This is a genomic window from Paenimyroides viscosum, assembly GCF_003858535.1.
Lineage (GTDB): Bacteria > Bacteroidota > Bacteroidia > Flavobacteriales > Flavobacteriaceae > Flavobacterium > Flavobacterium viscosum.
This window is the reverse complement of record NZ_RQTJ01000003.1, coordinates 157,985-174,691: the sequence shown is the minus strand read 5'-3', so window position 1 is coordinate 174,691 and position 16,707 is coordinate 157,985. Positions and strand designations below refer to the sequence as shown.

The window sequence follows — 16,707 nt, the reverse complement described above, 5'->3', positions numbered from 1 at the left end:
TTCATACGTCAAAAATAAGATTTTATGCTTAACTTTAACTAGAAGCTAAGTTAGTATATCCAGAGACCAGCTTACTACAGTTTATGAAATCAAAAACTTTGCTCATAAATTTATTTTAGCTTTTTAAATGATGTCCGCAACTGTAACAGTAATCTGCATCGTTTCTGTGCCCTTCCTTGTTACAGTGTGCGCAGACAATGCCGTTCAGGCTGGTGCGAAATTTTTGCTGTTCGCTGTTACTGTTTAATTTTCTGCCTACTTCTTTGGCAATTTCAACTCCTACTATACCTGTAGGCACGGCAATTATGCCGTAACCGGTTACCATCAGTATCATAGAGAAAAATTGTCCCAGTGCGGTGGTAGGCACCATATCGCCATAACCTACGGTCGTTAGGGTAACTATGGTGTAAAAAACGCTTTTAGGTATGCTTGTAAATCCGTTTTCAGGTCCTTCTATATAGTACATGAGTGTTCCTATAAGCACCGAAATTATAAGTACGGCGTAAAGGAAAACCATAATCTTTGCCTTGCTGGCAAGCAGCGCTACTTTTAAGCGCGATGATTCTTCCATGAAGTCTATCAGCCTGAAAACCCTGAAAAGTCTTAGGAGTCTTAAGATCCTGAAACTGCTTAAAATATGGCTTCCGGCGAGGAACAAGGAAAAAAACATCGGCAGTATGGACAGCAGGTCTATGATGCCGTAAAAACTAAAGATATAGCGCAGTGGCTTCTTACTGACAAATATACGTACCAGATATTCCGTAGTAAACAAAATCGTAAAAATCCATTCCAGTACGATCAGTTCATTATGGAATTGGCTGTCGATACCCTCCACGGTTTCTGCCATTATCGTAAATACGCTTAAAAGTATGGCTATTAGCAGGCCTATGTCGAATGCTTTTCCTGCCGGCGTATTCACGCCGTAGATTATTATGTAAAGTCGCTGCCTTATCAGGTCAAGTCTGCTTTTTGACTGATCGTTTGTGCTGTACATGTTTTAGCTTGTTTTATGGTACGGTTTAATTGTTCAAATTCTAATACTTAAATATAAGTAAATTATCGGAAAGGTATCTTTTTTTTGCAATGATCGTTGTTAACCACTGTTCTTTTTACAGCCATAATTGTTCGCTGTTTTAATAAAATATCGGTATTCATTGTCCTCTTCTTATATGAAATTCTTAACTTTATAAGTACAACACCCAAAATAAATTCTAATCGTCGTTATGGTTTGTGGAAATGCGACCTGTTTATTTGCAGTAATCTTTGAGTGTTTGTTAATTTAAAAGCTATGAAATGAATTTACCAAGATTTAGAACAACCCTTAGCAAAGGGGTTATAATTCCAAGCATGCTGTTTATAATAGCAGTTTCACTATTATCGGCAGTTTTTCCGGCTTTAACAAATAACCTGCTTAATCAGGTTAAACAGTTTATCTTCGTAAACCTTAACTGGATCTATGTTTGGTCTGTGACGGCTTTTGTTATCTTTTTAATTTACCTTATGGTTGGCAGGTATGGTAGCATTAGGCTTGGTCGCAATAACAGTAAGCCAGAATATTCTTTCTTTTCATGGATATCCATGTTGTTTGCCGCAGGTATGGGAATAGGCCTTATGTATTTTAGCGTTGCCGAACCAATACAGCATTTTTCAAACGATGTTTTTGCAGCAGGTCCACAGGTACAGCGTGCGAAGAATGCCCAGATGTACACCTTCTTTCACTGGGGCGTACACGCATGGGCTATATATGGTGTGGTGGGGCTCTCGCTTGCTTATTTTTCGTACCGTTATAGGCTTCCTTTGTCACTTCGGAGCTGCTTTTACCCTCTTTTAAAAGATAGGATTAAAGGGAAGTGGGGAAATGCAATTGATGTTTTTGCCTTGTGCAGTACCTTTTTCGGTATTACTACAACGCTTGGTTTCGGGGTTGTACAGATTAATTCGGGGCTGCGTACACTTAATATACTGCCGGAAAGCAGCTTTACGTACCAGGCTCTCATAGTAGCGGTTCTTGTATCCCTTGCGGTTATTTCTGCGGTAAGTGGGTTGGATAAGGGGGTTAAACTGTTAAGTAGCATAAACATCATAGCGGTACTCATACTCCTTGCTTTTGTGCTCATCTTGGGACCTTCGATATATATTATCGGAAGTTTAACCGATGGCATCGGCAACTACATAAACAACTTTTTCAGCCTTACGTTTAATACGCATGTTTATGAAGAAAACACCAAACTCTGGTTCTACGACTGGACGATCCTTTATTGGGCGTGGTGGATCTCTTGGTCGCCGTACGTGGGAATCTTTATTGCAAGGATATCAAAAGGACGTACTATCCGTGAATTTGTGGCAGCAGTCCTTATAATTCCCACACTTTTTAACTTTGTGTGGATGACGGTTTTCGGAAACAGTGCTATATATTTCGATATGAATATAGCCAACGGCGCACTAAGCAGCTTGGCAGGCGATCCAGATGCCCTGATGTTTCGTTTTTTGGAATACCTGCCGCTAAGTACATTTGCAAGTATTCTTACTATTGTAATTATTATCATATTCTTTGTTACATCTGCCGATTCTGGAATGTTCGTGATGAACAGCATTGCTACTAAAAATGCACGCATTTCTCCCAAATGGCAAACCATCGGTTGGGGTGTGCTGCTGGGCGGATTGTCTTTGCTGCTGCTTAAGGTTGGCGGACTAGATGCCTTACAAAGCATGACACTGATCACTGCGCTTCCTTTTTCAATCATTATGCTGCTTTTTATCGTCAGCCTTGTAAAGGCGTTATCAGTCGATAGAAGTTACTACGAACGTGAATTTGCCGTGACAACTGTTCCGTGGACGGGTACGTCGTGGAAAAAGAGGTTAAGGCAGATCGTTTCGTTTAAGGACCGCAATACGGTCAATTACTTCATGAACACTGTTGTACAATCTGCATTTGCTGAGTTGCAGGAAGAATTCCTGCGGAACAATGTTGTGGCAGTAGTTAAAACGTCTAATAATCCGGAATGTTTTGAAATACACGTAAGGAACGATCGGATCAATAACTTTATTTACGGCGTAAAGGTAGAATCACGTATTATATCTGAATATATTTTTGATGATAATATGCCCGATGCGGAACAGCATCAGCTGTTTTACCCTAAATCATATTTTGGTGACGACCGTCCGGGGTACGATGTTAGTTTGTTTACGAAGAACGAATTGATATCCGACGTGCTTAAGCATTATGACAGGTACATCGCCATTGTTTTAGAAGAGCAAAACAATATGTTTATAAGCAGTGAAGATAATTACAGGTTAAAGTAAAAGTCTGTTTAAAAAGTTGGCTGTAGAGCTGAAATGATTTTATTAAATTGTGATGAATGTATTAATAAATTAAAGAGACTATGAATTATATAAAATGCCCAAATTGTAGCAAGTTTAATTTAAACAGAGAAGACTGTGCTGTATGTGGTACATCATTGATGATATCTGAAAACCGAAAGCAAAAGCAGTTACAGGAAAGGGACGATGCACTTGCAAAGAGCAGCGAAACCGACAAAAACGGAATTTATGAACGTATGAAGAATCATAATTTAGCTCCTGTCAGGTGGCTGGCGTCAGGTATGAAGAGTATTTGGCTGGTGTTTATTGGGGTAACTACGTTAATTGCCCTTATATTGAGTGTTTTTGCAGGATGAAAAAAATAGTGTATCCCTTCATTTTTTTCAGTATTATTGGTATATCGGTCTACATCATGCAAATGTTGGGTACTAAATTACCGCTGTTTGTAAACAATCATTTAAATGATCTGCTAATAATACCTATAAACCTGTTCGCTGTTCAGCTGTTGTGGGGTGTTCTTACCGGTACAATAGTTTTCTTACGGTTAGGTATTGTTGCTACTTGTGTGCTGTTCTACAGTATTGTTTTCGAATACATTTTGCCTCAGTTCAACAGCAGGTATACTGCCGACTGGTGGGATGTCCTTTGCTACCTTTCCGGTGGGCTGCTGTTTTGGTTGTATCAGCATGTTGTCATCAAATTCAAAAGATAAAATCAGGTATTTTGCAGGTAAAAAAATTTAATAATTTTAGCAATGTGTAAACAACACATTAAATTATGTTTCATCTAGCACAATACCCGTACTCACCTTAAGGCATTTGTCTTTATAAAACAACATACTGCATTTTTTAGGATACAAAAATAATCTTACAATAAAATATAGGTGTTATATTTTGTAATACTGTTTGCAAATTTGTAAATTTAAGATTCTCAATAAAAAATATTACGCTATGCACGAAGAGTTGTCAAAGGTAGTGGTCACACTAAAAATGAAAAGGGAATTGATGCCGTTCTGAATACTGCAGAAAAGTTTAGTTCCACCCAGATCGCAAATTACGAAGGAGTGGCAGGCATACCTGTTTTCGAATTTTCTGTTGTAGCAGATAAGGATGATCAATTTGTAGCGGCAGTTAATGAATGCTCTCTTAAAATGTTGAAACAAAAAATATTTATATATGAAAATTATTAGTAAAATAGATGAAGATCTTGTATTTGATGCTTTGGAAAAAATAAAACTGAACAATATGGTAAATGACGGGTACTTTATCATACAGGCATACGAACGGAACGGTCTTGATGACGGTTATAGGATATATAGCTTCCTTTACGATTCAAAAGACCGTTTTACTGAGCAGGAAATGGAAGAATTAAAGCGCTATCAGGCGCTAAAATATTCAAGGCTTACCCAGATACAGTATAACGAACATCTGGACCTTAACAATGTCTATTAATGGAATGGTAGGTTTCATAACGATATTACTTCTTCATTGTATCATACTTCGGTTTCGTTCGAAATTAAAATTCGATTAAAATATTCCTGATTAATTTTCAGATATTCAGGTCATTTTTAATTTACCTTAAGTGCTGTGATGTACTGATAGACTGTATTTGGAAGTTTTTTTTATTCTTTTTTCATTTGTCCGATTTTCAACAGTTGCCATCATCCTGTTTGTATAATCGCCTGTTTTTTTGTAATTTGTGGAAAACGATAAAAAAATAAGAATGGATAAAAAAAGTTTGGTGTACGATTGGTTGTTTGGTAAGTTGTTAGATTTAGGTGTTTCCGAACAGGTAGCGCATACGGTAAATTCAATCATACTTATAGCGGTGCTAGGTGTTGTTCTTTACTTCGTAGATCTTTTTTTTAGGAAGGTACTGCTTATGGTAATAACAAAAACAGTAAAAAAAACACGAACGTCATTTGATGATTATCTTCTTTCAAACAAAGTGGTGAAATACCTTATGCATACGATCACCATAGTTATTGCCAAGCAGTTCTTACCTCTTATTCTGGCTGGCTTTCCAACTTGGATTACGGGAACTATGAAGTTAACCGATGCTATGCTTATCATCAGTATAGGACTTTTTGTAAACGGTATTTTAAAATCGGTAAGAGACTGGCTAAAAACTAAAAAAGCTTTCCAAGACAAACCTGTAGACAGTTACATGCAGGTTTTAACGATCTTGGTTTTCTTTGTATGCGGCATCCTAGTTTTTTCACTTCTTACAGGTAAATCTCCTTATGCTTTCCTGATATCTTTAGGTGCGGCGTCGGCGGTATTGATGTTAATTTTTAAAGATACCATTTTGGGTTTTGTTGCCAGTATACAGGTTTCAGCTAACGACATGATCCGGATTGGTGACTGGGTAGAAATGCCTAAATACGGGGCAGATGGCGACGTGCTTTCCATCAACCTGAACACGGTTAAAATTCAAAATTTCGACCGTACCATTACAACGGTTCCAACCTACGCTTTTATTACTGATTCTTTCAAAAACTGGAGGGGTATGTCCGAATCCGGCGGAAGAAGGATAAAGCGTTCAATCTCGTTGCAGATGAGCAGTTTCAGATTTCTGGACGAGGCTGATATTGCATTGTTTAAAAGGTATAGGCTTATAAGTGATTATATTACAAGCAAAGAAAAAGAAATCAAGCAGTATAATGAAGCTGTTCAACAACCCGAATCAGTACCGGTAAACGGTAGAAGGATGAGCAACGTTGGAGTATTCAGAGAATATGCAGAAGCGTATCTGAAGCAGAATGATAGTATTAGTGGTGATATGACAGTAATGGTTAGGCAGCTGGCTCCTACTTCAAAAGGTCTACCAATAGAACTTTATTGTTTCACTAATGATGTAAGGTGGAATTATTATGAAAAAATAATGGCAGATGTGTTTGATCATCTTATGACCATCGTACCGGAGTTCGGACTAAAGATATTTGAAGAACCTACTGGTGATGATATTGCGAGGTTGACGGAGTTTTAATGTAATGGTATCTCTTTAACCAAAGTAAAACGTTTAATGCAAGTAAATGGTTACAAGCTGTAAAGTAGTAATATTGATTCAACCGTGTGATATTTTTATGTAAGTCAACTTATAGGGATTAAAAACGATCTCACAGATCAAAACCACCTGATATAAGGTGGTTTTGATCTGTGAGATTATATAGCATTCCATATTCTTTATAATCTTGTAATGATGCATTTTTATTTTTAATATAGTAGATTATTTTTAGTTTGATCAGATAATATTTTACGTAAATAATTGGTTGACCCTTCCAACATGCTAAAACTTTAGAGCTTTTAAGCTGATTATTCCTCAGCTCGCTGTTTTTTTTCCTGAGCTCAATGGTTTATCGTTTACATAAGCCGGCTTTGATAATAGATTTGTCATCGAATAATTAAAATTAGAAATGATGAAAAGAGAATTAGTTTTTTTACGAACATTTGCAGCCGCTACAGTTGTAGCTATGGTATACATTGCGTCAACGGCTTTTAACAAATCCGAAAATACAAGATTCACTGAAATTGATGTGGAACGAATTAATATCGTAGAGAAAGATGGTACGGTCAAAATGATCGTTACAAACGTAGATCGTTTTCCTAATGGAACCGACAGCATAAATGAGAGGGAAACCAATACAGACAGAAAAAAACGTTCTGGTATGTTGTTCTTCAATGAGGACGGTATAGAGTGCGGCGGGTTCATTTATGATGGAACAAAAACGGAAAACGGTCATTCTGCGGGTCTATCACTTACTTACGACCAATACGATGGCGATCAGGTAATGCAGCTGCTTACACAGGATGTGAGAAAAGATGATAAAAGATTTGTAAGCAGTACGCTGGCATTCAATGATCGACCTGCTAAAGAATCGCAAGCCAGAACCGCTGAAATTATAAATGAATTACAGGAGTTGCGCAAAAAGGATCCAAAAGCTGCCGACATAAAGCAAAAAGAATATGAAGAGCAAGATCTGATTGGGGGAGTTACACGCGTTATGCTGGGAAAGTCAAAAAGTCAGAATAGCGGTCTTTTTCTGTTTGATGACAAAGGTATGCCCAGAGCCATGTTCTATGTAGATAAAGAAAACAATGCAAAATTGGATTTTTTTGATGATAAAGGACAAACGATTGCCTCATTTCCTCAAAAGGTAAATTAATCATAATCTATTTCCTGTTCTAAAATAGCCGTTTAAATAAAACGACACTATTGTTAAGTCCTTTATCAAGTATCCATGAAAATTTTAATTCAAAAAATTCATCAACATAAATATTTTTTGTTGTTTATATTTATTTTTGCTTATATCCAGTCAATTTATATCCGTATTGCTGTCAGGCGAGTGGTCAACGCCTACATATTTACTCCTGAGGCAGCACTTGCATCTCTCATGGGAGCTGGAATCCTATTTTTCATCGTACGTTATTTTATAAAAGTCTGGCAGCCCAACAATAAGTTTAAAGCGCTTTACACTTTAAAAATATTCGGACTTTCATTGTTTTCTTATGTGGCGGTCATGCAGTTTATCGGGATTCTAATTGCAGTTATATTTGGAAAATTCGAACAGAATTTCAGTCAACAGGCATTCATACTTTCTCTATTTTCCGATTTTATTGATGGATTCATTTACGGAAGTTTTTTTCTGGCGTATTATTATTACAACGGTAATAAAAAATACCAGCAGCAGTTAACAAGTTCTAATCAGGCACTTTCGGAAGCAAAAATCAATCAGTTGAAAGCGCAGCTGAATCCACACTTTTTATTCAATAACTTAAATATTCTGGATCAGCTCATTGAGGAAGATCAGTTCAAGGCGTCTGATTTTCTTAATGAATTTGCAGAGATATATCGTTACGTTTTGTATGTGTCAGAAAAAGATCTTGTTAAGGTTGAAGAGGAAGTTCAATTTATTAGGCAGTATTTCAAACTCTTACAACATAAGTATGGTGATATTTATCAGTTGCAGATTGAGAACTTGGATAAAGAGGGATATACCGTACCTCTTACAATGCAGCTCCTTGTAGAAAATGCCGTGAAACATAATTTGGGAACACTTTATAATCCTGTTAGGATTAAGGTTTTTATAAATGAAAGTATTACTGTTTCAAATGACATCATTCCGAAAAGGAAAACCGCAGCCAGGTCAGGAGTGGGGTTAAAAAATTTAATCGAACAGTATCGGCTTTTAACTATGAGTACTATAAATATTCATGAAGATAAAACTATTTTTAAAGTAACAGTTCCAATTATACGCCAGTAAAATGAAAAAAATAATCATAATAGAAGACGAAATTCCGGCAAGGAACAAACTGAAAAGGCTTATCGCAGAGTTAGGTATAGCAACTGAAATTATAGCAGAGCTGGATACGGTGGAGCATGCCGTTGAATTTTTAAGAAAGCAGCAGGCAGATGTCATCTTTTCGGATATTGAATTGTTGGACGGCAATGCCTTTGAGATCTACAAACAGGTAACTGTAACATGCCCTATAATTTTTACAACGGCATATAGTCAGTTTTGGATGGATGCTTTTGAAAGCAATGGTATTGCTTATCTGTTAAAACCGTTTTCAAAGGAACGTTTTCAGAAAGCATGGGATAAGTTTACATTACTGGGCAGTAGTTCCGCTGCCCAAGATGATACATCATTAAACGGACTGAAAAAACTTATTGAGGAAAGCTTAAAAAGCAACTCTTATAAAAAGAGGTTTACCGTAAATAACGGCCAAGGGCTTTATTTTATAGAAACCGAAAATATTATTTATTTTGAAGCTAGTGAAGGTGTAGTTTTTGGGCATTGCGAAAAGGGACGAAAACATCTGCTTTCAGAAGCAACCCTGAAAGAAATAGAAGAACAACTTGATCCCTTGTGTTTTTTTCGCATCAACCGAAGTGAAATGGTAAATAAGCGGTATATTGAAAAAATATCGCGCTACACTAAAAATGCACTAGCTGTTAAATTAACCGGCTTTGATAAGTATCTTAAAACCAGTCAGAGCCTTACCCCATCTTTTCGCAGTTGGGTAGAAAAGTAACTTTAGTAGATTTCGTAAGTATAAAAATGTTTTATCATGAGCTTATTAAAATACATCGTCTTATCATTTTTGGTTGCTTCGGGTTCTTTAGCTGCTCAGGAACATGCTGTTTCTTTGGTCGATCCAAAGTTCAACCGGTTTTTGAGCATGCGCGATTTCTGTATGTCAGAAAATTGACAAGAAGCATTTTTTACGTTACAGAGTCCTGACGGGAAAATATCTCAAATAGTGTCCATTATGCGTGAGAAGGCAGGGTGTTCTGAACCTGAATTGATGTTTTTTTGTGATGAATACTCTTACCTTGAACCTTTTATGACCTATAACGCTAAAAGGCTCTTCTTTGTATCAGACAGGCCGAACAGCAGTTCGGAGGAAGGTAAAAAGAATTTTGATATATGGTATATAGAAAGGGGGGGCACCGGGATCTTCCTGGTCAGAGCCAATTAATGTTGGAAGCCCTGTCAATACCGGTTCAGATGAGTTTTATCCTACATTAAGTCAAAATAGAAATTTGTATTTTACATTGGATTCTCCTGATGGTATGGGTAAAGACGATATTTATGTAAGTTTATGGAGTGAAAAAGGATATGCTAAACCTGCTTTGTTAAGTGCTAATATAAATACTGAAGGATTTGAATTTAATGCCTTCGTGTCCAAAGATGAAAGTTTTTTGCTTTACACAAAATATAATGCTGAAGGAGGCTTTGGAAGCGGAGATTTGTACATTTCCCGAAAGGATGCTGATGGTAAATGGGAAAAAGGTTTGAATCTTGGTAATATAATTAATACTTCTTCAATGGAGTACTGTCCTTTTTATCATGGAAAAACGCTGACTTTATATTTTACAAGTAGGAGAAACCTTCTGCAATCAAAAAAGTTTAATGGCATTAGTGAATTTCAAGAGTATATAAACTCTGAAAACGGCTTGAGTAAAATATATAAAACCCGTATTATATTTTAATGAGTTGTATATAATCAGATAAATTTAATTCTATATATAACATTATTTAATGTAACAGAGTATTTGATTAGTTAAAAATGTTATATTTGTTAGTGTTTTATTAAAATGTTTTTAAAAGCGCCGGCATTGTACATGTTGGCGTTTTTTATATATTTGTTAGTGATGACAGAAGCTTATATAGATATAAGGTTTTTCACTTAGCAGTAAAGAGGTTGTTTAGACAACCTCTTTTATTAATTATATAGATAAAGCTCGATAATACTGATTAGATATTTAGTCATATAGACGCAATTGGTGTATGCGCTTTACACCTGTCAGTCTTTGATTTTTATTATACCTGTTCTGTATAAGTCCAAGGCTTTTTGTAAAATACCTTTAATTTTACCTATGGGTAAATCTTTGTTTGGATTAACCTTGAAAATCTTCATTTTTGTACGGTCGCCTTCTTCCAATTCGGGATGGTCAAGGTATTTTCCTTCTACCATAAGAATATAGGGTTCGTCCGTCTTTTTATCTGTCCACAAATAGCAAAACATTTTTTTGCTTATAGCAAAAGCAGGGCATTTCCCACTTCTGCGTTTCATTAATATCTGTGTCCTGATTAAGAATAATCTCCCGTAGTGTAAGCAGGCAGCTCTTGTTTGGTTCTTCTTTATTCAGATAGTAGTCATGCAGTTGTTCATCCATTATATTTATTTTACAGCAATTAAAAAGTCAATCTTTGCATCTGCCGGATTTTAAGCTTTTGCTCCAAAAACTTCAAAGTCGGCGGTAAATGTCCTGTCTAAATCCATTTCCCAAATTTCTCTCCATTTGTTTACGATAAGACTTTTCATTAAATCACCTTTGGCAGATAGTTTTACATAGTTTCCGCTTTCAAACAACTTGCTAATCATTCCGGAAGGAATATCGTTCAGGTTTCCTACCTTGCAACCCAATATTGTCGTGTATGTTTTTGTATGGTCGCTTTCGTAATTTGTGTATATGGAATATACCGTGTTGTCAATATTGTTTGGAATTGCTTCCAAAATTTTGTCATTCATAAACTTACTCCACAAATCTGCAATATCTTTTGCCGCCTGATTGTTTTCGTTTGTGGTTCTTACAGCAGTGCCGATGACTTTAAAAGGTTCAATTTTTACTTTGTTATTTTTTTAATTAATCCACAAAAGTAAAATGGTGTTACGACAACCCTATGACAAGGGTTTTTAGAAATACTTTTCCTTACAGATTTCAAAATATTCCTGCAAGGTCATTTTATGCGGTTCAAACTGTCCACTTTTTGCTGACGATTTACAAAAAAAAGAAGGCTGGCAGATGATAAAAAAAGCAGTCCGTATTTCTTCTCATTCTTATAAACAGCAGGGTTTATATATTTCCAGAATTCCAACATAATTAGCGGAAAGGCTGCCATAACGCCAAAACTGAAGCACGTCCATATTAATACGGACAACTGGCCTTCCATCTTTCTGTTCTGAAGTTCGAAATTGAACTCCGTAGCAAACAAAGTCGTATCCATACTTAAAGTTTCAGCCAGATTTCTGTAGATGGTGTAAGTAGGGAAATCTGTGTTTTTCGGTGCGAATATAATCTGGTCGAAAATAAAGTCGCTAAATATAAAGGCAAGGATCGAACAGATAACTATTCCTGTGAAACATCTTATAAATACCCACCTTAGCTCTTCAAGGTGGCTTAAGAAAGACTGTTTTTTGTCGGTTTTATCCATTTTGGCGTGTATGTTTTTTATCAAAGATAGTTAAAGTTATTTTGATGATTGCCTTTAGTAGGAATGTATATTTTGTTTAAAAGTGCCTATATTTGTTCAAATCAGCTTTTTTTTATCTGTACGCATGTATGAGAATAGTTGAAAAACAAACCCGATATTGCGCTGGATCAGTAAAAAAATAAATATAAATGGAATCGATTGTTTACTGGATAAATGAGATTGTCTGGAGTAACGCTTTGGTTATACTCTGCCTTTGCGCAGGACTTTTCTTTAGTTTTAAACTGCGGTTTCCACAGGTCAGGCTCTTCAGGGAAATGATCAGGTTGTTGTTCGGTACTAAAAAATCCGATGAGGGAATTTCTTCTTTTCAGGCGTTTACGCTTGCTATATCCGGTCGCATCGGTACGGGAAATATCGCAGGTGTTGCGACAGCTATTGCGATGGGCGGGCCTGGAGCGGTTTTCTGGATGTGGGCGATCGCTTTCTTGGGAAGTGCCTCTGCAGTAATAGAAGCTACATTGTCCCAAACCTATAAAGAAGTAAGTAAGGGTGAGTTCAGGGGAGGTCCTGCATACTATATTTTAAAAGGGTTGAAAAGCAGGCCTTTTGCAGTGTTGTTTGCTGTTACAACCGTAGTAAGCTGCGGTTTTTTGCTTCCAAGCGTTCAAAGCAACAGTATTGCCCTGGCAGTTGAAAAAGCATTTAATTTTAGTACCCTTCATACAGCAATCGCTGTATGCCTGCTGCTTGCGCTAATTATAATCGGCGGGGTGAAAAGGATCAGTAAGGTCGCAGAAGTAGTCGTTCCGTTTATGGCGATTTCCTATATTGTAATGGCGCTGGTGATCATAGGCTTGAATATATCCGAAGACCCGCAGATGTTCTCGCTGATCTTTAAATCTGCATTCGGTCTCGACGCTACTTTTGGCGGTATGGTGGGTGCAGCAATAAGCTGGGGTGTACAGCGGGGAATATACAGCAATGAGGCCGGGCAGGGAACCGCTCCGCATGCTGCTGCTGCTGCTGAAGTGTCACATCCTTACAAACAGGGACTCGTTCAAGGGTTTTCGGTATATGTAGATACCTTGTTCGTATGTACGGCTACGGCACTTATGATCCTTTTTACCAACCAGTACAACGTACTTGATGAAGGTTCGGGCTTTATAGTGGAAAATATTCCGGGAGTCGAAGCGGGCACCGCTTTTACGCAAAACGCCGTCAGTGTGCACTTCCCTTCCTTTGGAAATGAATTCGTTGCAGTTGCCCTCATGTTTTTTGCCTTTACCACGATCATGGCCTATTACTATATTGCAGAATCGAATATCGATTTTCTGTTAAAGGGTAAAAAGGTGAAGTACGGTATATGGGCATTAAGGATTTTGATACTTGGATCTGTATGCCTCGGATGTTTAAAATCTGCTAAATTGGCGTGGACATTGGGAGATATAGGCGTGGGACTTATGGCTTGGATCAATCTTATAGCCATCCTGCTGCTTTATAAAAAGGCTGTTGCAATAGCGGCTGATTATGAAACACAGAAAGCTGCCGGTAAGGATCCGCAGTTCGATAGTTCTGTGCTTAATCTCGAAAACGCCGACTATTGGAATTCCAAAGTAAAAGGAGATAGTACAAATAAATAGGAAAACTTTCAAAGGGTAATGGTATCTTTGAGGAACTTTTAAATGAAAAATTCTTTGTAAAATGAGCGATAAGATTAATTTGAATGTTTTCAAGGACTTTGTAAAATCAAATAATTTCGGAGGTATACTCCTTTTTCTTTGTGTTATACTGTCCCTTACAGTAGCTAACTCTCCACTGGCGGAAGGTCTTCAGAATATTTTGGATACTGTTGTTGGTTTTGAAAGCGGATCCGTTCATCTTAATTATTCCGTATCTATGTGGATCAATGACGGGTTTATGGCAATTTTTTTCTTGCTGGTTGGTCTGGAAATAAAAAGGGAAATTGTCGAAGGAGAACTTTCTTCGCCAAAGAAAGCCCTTTTGCCGATCTTGTGCGCCGTTGGCGGTGCTGTTGTTCCTGCTCTTATCTTTTATACATTTAACAGTGGCACTGAAACCATACACGGTTGGGCAATTCCTATGGCAACCGATATTGCTTTTGCACTGGCTGTAATATCCCTGCTTGATAAAAGAATTCCTGCAAGCCTGAAGATTTTCCTTGCAGCACTTGCAATCGTAGACGATCTAATCGCTATTCTGGTAATCGCGTTTTTTTATTCCGAAGGTATAGAATTAACGTATCTTGGTTATGCAGCTGGGGGAATGGCTGTTCTGATACTGATGAACCGTTTCAACGTTAAAAATCCGTACTTATATCTTATACCCGGTATCTTTATCTGGTATTTTGTCCATCATTCGGGTATTCACGCTACAATTGCCGGGGTTATGGTTGCAATGACGCTTCCTACCAACGATACCACTGTGGAGTCTCCATTGGAAAGGTTGGAACATGCACTTGTTAAACCTGTAAACTTTCTGATAATTCCTGTTTTTGCTTTCGCAAATACGAATATTACGCTGCAGGCAGAAATGTTGCACGGACTAACTGCTCCGCTGGGTCTGGGAATCTTTTTCGGACTTATGTTAGGAAAGCCTGTGGGAATACTGCTTACAACTTGGGTTTGCCGCAGATTGGGCATAGCTTCATTACCAGAAGGAAGTACTTGGATGCACATTATAGGTGTAGGTATGTTGGCAGGTATAGGTTTTACCATGTCCATATTTATCTCCATACTGTCTTTTCATAATCCTTTGTTCGTATCAGAAGCTAAACTTTCTGTTTTGCTTACTTCAATAATAGCCGGTACTGCAGGATACATTCTACTTAAGGCAAATTCAGATAGAAGATAACGTCTTCAAAATTTAATTGATAGTATTCATGTGTTTTTTAACAGTGCGCCTTGTATAAATTGATATTAAATAACAAAGCATTAAATTTTCTGCTGACGGTTTCCTACGTTCTGGCAATTATAGTACTTTTGGCTATGGCAGGTTATGGTTTTCCAAGAGATTACAAAGTTTATGTCAATGTTTTTTTTATTACATTACTGCTCATAGGTGTAAGTAAAACCATAGCTAAGTATTTTTTTGGTGGTAGTATTATTTTTCGTGTGCTTATATTTGATGCTGCCAGCATTTTATTTATAGGTTTCTGTATTTACAGGCAGCTTGCAGGTTATGACATTTATTTTGTAAGTAAGTATTTGCAGGTTGCTGTTGTTTTAAAGCTTGTACGGGAGATTTCCACACCCAGTTTTAGTTTTAAGCGGTCTTTTATTACACCTCCACAGCTTTTTATCATAAGTTTCTTAGTCCTTGTCTTTGGCGGCGCCCTTCTTCTGATGCTTCCTAAAGCTTCGCATGTGCCTTTGTCTTTTCTGGATGCTCTTTTCACGGCAACCAGCGCAGTTTGTGTTACAGGACTTACGGTAGTTGATACTTTTGAGCAGTTTACAGGTTTTGGGCATTTCATCATAATGGTACTTATCCAGATGGGAGGACTTGGTATTTTGACCTTTGCAGGATATATAGCATATTTCTTTAAAGGCAATAGTTCGTACGAGAACCAGATTGCTTTGGGAAGTATAGCCAATAACGATGCTCTCAGCGAGGTTTTTGTATTTGTGAAAAGAATCATTTATATTACGTTTTGTATAGAGGCGGTAGGGGCTGTTTTAATATACCTCTCTTTGGAAAGCAACTCGATGGAATTCTTGGACAAGGTGTTTTTTAGTGTATTTCATTCGATTTCCGCTTTCTGTAACGCAGGTTTTTCTACCTTGCCCAAAGGTGCAATGAATGTCGGTTTTGTTCACAACTATAACTTCCAGTCGGTACTTATTTTACTGATCTTTTTAGGCGGTATAGGCTTTCCAATCTTAATAAACCTCTTACGGTATTTCAGATACCTGATACGTAAAATAGTTTCTAAACTGATTCACAAACAGAATAATAGAAGAAACTGGGTGTTTAGCCTTAGTTCAAAGGTCAACCTTGTAACATCACTCACGATACTCGGAGTGGCTACAATCATCCTTTTTTTTGAAGAATATTACAGAACATTGGCTCCGCATGAGGGTATAGGCAAATTTGTTTCAGCAGTATTTTTGGCTATAACACCTAGAACGGCAGGTTTCAATACCATAGATTTTGCACAGCTTAATTTCTCTTCTATCATATTGGTGATCCTTCTAATGTGGATTGGTGCTTCACCGGCTTCCACCGGAGGTGGAATTAAAACAAGTACTTTTGCAATAGGTATTTTGAATTTCATCAATATAGCACGTGGAAAGTCTAAAATAGAGATTTTTAAGCGGGAGCTGAACCCGATTAATGTGCAGAAGGCATTTGCAACAATGACCCTGTCTTTTCTTGTAATAGGGCTGGGGGTCTTTTTAATTACGAAATTCGATAGTCATTTAAGCCTTATTGATGTGGCATTCGAAGCTTTTTCGGCATACTCAACGGTCGGGCTTTCACTAAATGTCACACCTTCCTTATCAGATTCCAGTAAAATTGTCGTAATTGTCATTATGTTTATTGGCCGGGTGTCTATGATTACGATTCTTATGGCTTTTTTCAAAAGATCAACAGGAATGTCTGAATACGGTTATCCGTCAGACGATATTTTAATTTAATATAGT

16 protein-coding genes are annotated in these 16,707 nt (G+C 37.2%); 11 read left to right on the top strand and 5 right to left on the bottom strand.

All coding sequences use genetic code 11. From position 1 onward, the window contains the following. Positions 1-115: 115 nt before the first annotated feature. Positions 116-847 (bottom strand): ion transporter, encoded by a 732-nt coding sequence (locus EG242_RS02885; protein WP_317124936.1) that lies wholly within the window; start codon positions 845-847, stop codon positions 116-118. 446 nt (positions 848-1,293) lie between these two features. Between EG242_RS02885 and EG242_RS02880 the strand changes: the two genes are divergently transcribed. The 8 genes from EG242_RS02880 to EG242_RS15005 all read left to right on the top strand — a co-directional run bounded on the left by EG242_RS02880 (position 1,294) and on the right by EG242_RS15005 (position 10,317). Beyond that, positions 1,294-3,303 carry a BCCT family transporter gene (locus EG242_RS02880; protein ID WP_124898411.1) on the top strand — a complete coding sequence of 670 codons (2,010 nt, stop codon included), beginning with the start codon at positions 1,294-1,296 and terminating at the stop codon, positions 3,301-3,303. Between the two features lie 80 nt (positions 3,304-3,383). Beyond that, a complete protein-coding gene (locus tag EG242_RS02875) occupies positions 3,384-3,677 on the top strand; it encodes a hypothetical protein (protein WP_124898410.1) in 294 nt (97 codons plus the stop codon). Between the two features lie 819 nt (positions 3,678-4,496). Further along, positions 4,497-4,772 (top strand): hypothetical protein, encoded by a 276-nt coding sequence (locus tag EG242_RS02870; RefSeq protein ID WP_124898409.1) that lies wholly within the window; start codon positions 4,497-4,499, stop codon positions 4,770-4,772. A 271-nt stretch (positions 4,773-5,043) separates the two neighbouring features. Further along, positions 5,044-6,309, top strand: a complete 1,266-nt coding sequence (locus EG242_RS02865; RefSeq protein WP_124898408.1) for a mechanosensitive ion channel family protein — start codon at positions 5,044-5,046, stop codon at positions 6,307-6,309. Between the two features lie 484 nt (positions 6,310-6,793). Next, on the top strand, positions 6,794-7,486 hold the full coding sequence (locus EG242_RS02860; protein WP_235831851.1) for a hypothetical protein: 693 nt from the start codon (positions 6,794-6,796) through the stop codon (positions 7,484-7,486). Between the two features lie 75 nt (positions 7,487-7,561). Then, positions 7,562-8,584 carry a sensor histidine kinase gene (locus EG242_RS02855; protein ID WP_124898406.1) on the top strand — a complete coding sequence of 341 codons (1,023 nt, stop codon included), beginning with the start codon at positions 7,562-7,564 and terminating at the stop codon, positions 8,582-8,584. A 1-nt stretch (position 8,585) separates the two neighbouring features. Further along, positions 8,586-9,356, top strand: coding sequence for a LytR/AlgR family response regulator transcription factor (locus EG242_RS02850; RefSeq protein WP_124898405.1), 771 nt, complete (start codon positions 8,586-8,588; stop codon positions 9,354-9,356). 523 nt (positions 9,357-9,879) lie between these two features. After that, positions 9,880-10,317, top strand: a complete 438-nt coding sequence (locus EG242_RS15005; RefSeq protein WP_235831850.1) for a hypothetical protein — start codon at positions 9,880-9,882, stop codon at positions 10,315-10,317. Between the two features lie 314 nt (positions 10,318-10,631). Here EG242_RS15005 and EG242_RS02840 read toward each other — a convergent pair whose 3' ends face one another. The 4 genes from EG242_RS02840 to EG242_RS02830 all read right to left on the bottom strand — a co-directional run bounded on the left by EG242_RS02840 (position 10,632) and on the right by EG242_RS02830 (position 12,043). Next, positions 10,632-10,901, bottom strand: a complete 270-nt coding sequence (locus EG242_RS02840) for a hypothetical protein (RefSeq protein WP_235831855.1) — start codon at positions 10,899-10,901, stop codon at positions 10,632-10,634. After that, positions 10,828-11,004: a DUF1801 domain-containing protein gene (locus EG242_RS15000; protein WP_235831849.1), complete on the bottom strand. Its 177-nt coding sequence runs from the start codon at positions 11,002-11,004 to the stop codon at positions 10,828-10,830. Before EG242_RS15000 ends, EG242_RS02840 begins: the two co-directional genes overlap by 74 nt. A 50-nt stretch (positions 11,005-11,054) precedes the next feature. Next, complete coding sequence (locus tag EG242_RS02835; protein WP_124898404.1) at positions 11,055-11,453, bottom strand: GyrI-like domain-containing protein; 399 nt, start codon at positions 11,451-11,453, stop codon at positions 11,055-11,057. Positions 11,454-11,569: 116 nt separating this feature from the next. Continuing rightward, positions 11,570-12,043, bottom strand: coding sequence for a twin-arginine translocase subunit TatC (locus EG242_RS02830; RefSeq protein WP_124898403.1), 474 nt, complete (start codon positions 12,041-12,043; stop codon positions 11,570-11,572). 188 nt (positions 12,044-12,231) lie between these two features. Between EG242_RS02830 and EG242_RS02825 the strand changes: the two genes are divergently transcribed. From EG242_RS02825 to EG242_RS02815, 3 genes are all read left to right on the top strand, one after another. Continuing rightward, complete coding sequence (locus tag EG242_RS02825; RefSeq protein ID WP_124898402.1) at positions 12,232-13,683, top strand: alanine/glycine:cation symporter family protein; 1,452 nt, start codon at positions 12,232-12,234, stop codon at positions 13,681-13,683. A gap of 61 nt (positions 13,684-13,744) precedes the next feature. Continuing rightward, a complete protein-coding gene (gene nhaA / locus EG242_RS02820) occupies positions 13,745-14,914 on the top strand; it encodes a Na+/H+ antiporter NhaA (protein WP_124898401.1) in 1,170 nt (389 codons plus the stop codon). A 59-nt stretch (positions 14,915-14,973) separates the two neighbouring features. Next, the gene (locus EG242_RS02815; RefSeq protein WP_235831848.1) at positions 14,974-16,701 is read left to right on the top strand and encodes a TrkH family potassium uptake protein; all 1,728 of its coding nucleotides are present in this window, start codon (positions 14,974-14,976) and stop codon (positions 16,699-16,701) included. The last annotated feature ends 6 nt before the right edge of the window (positions 16,702-16,707 follow it).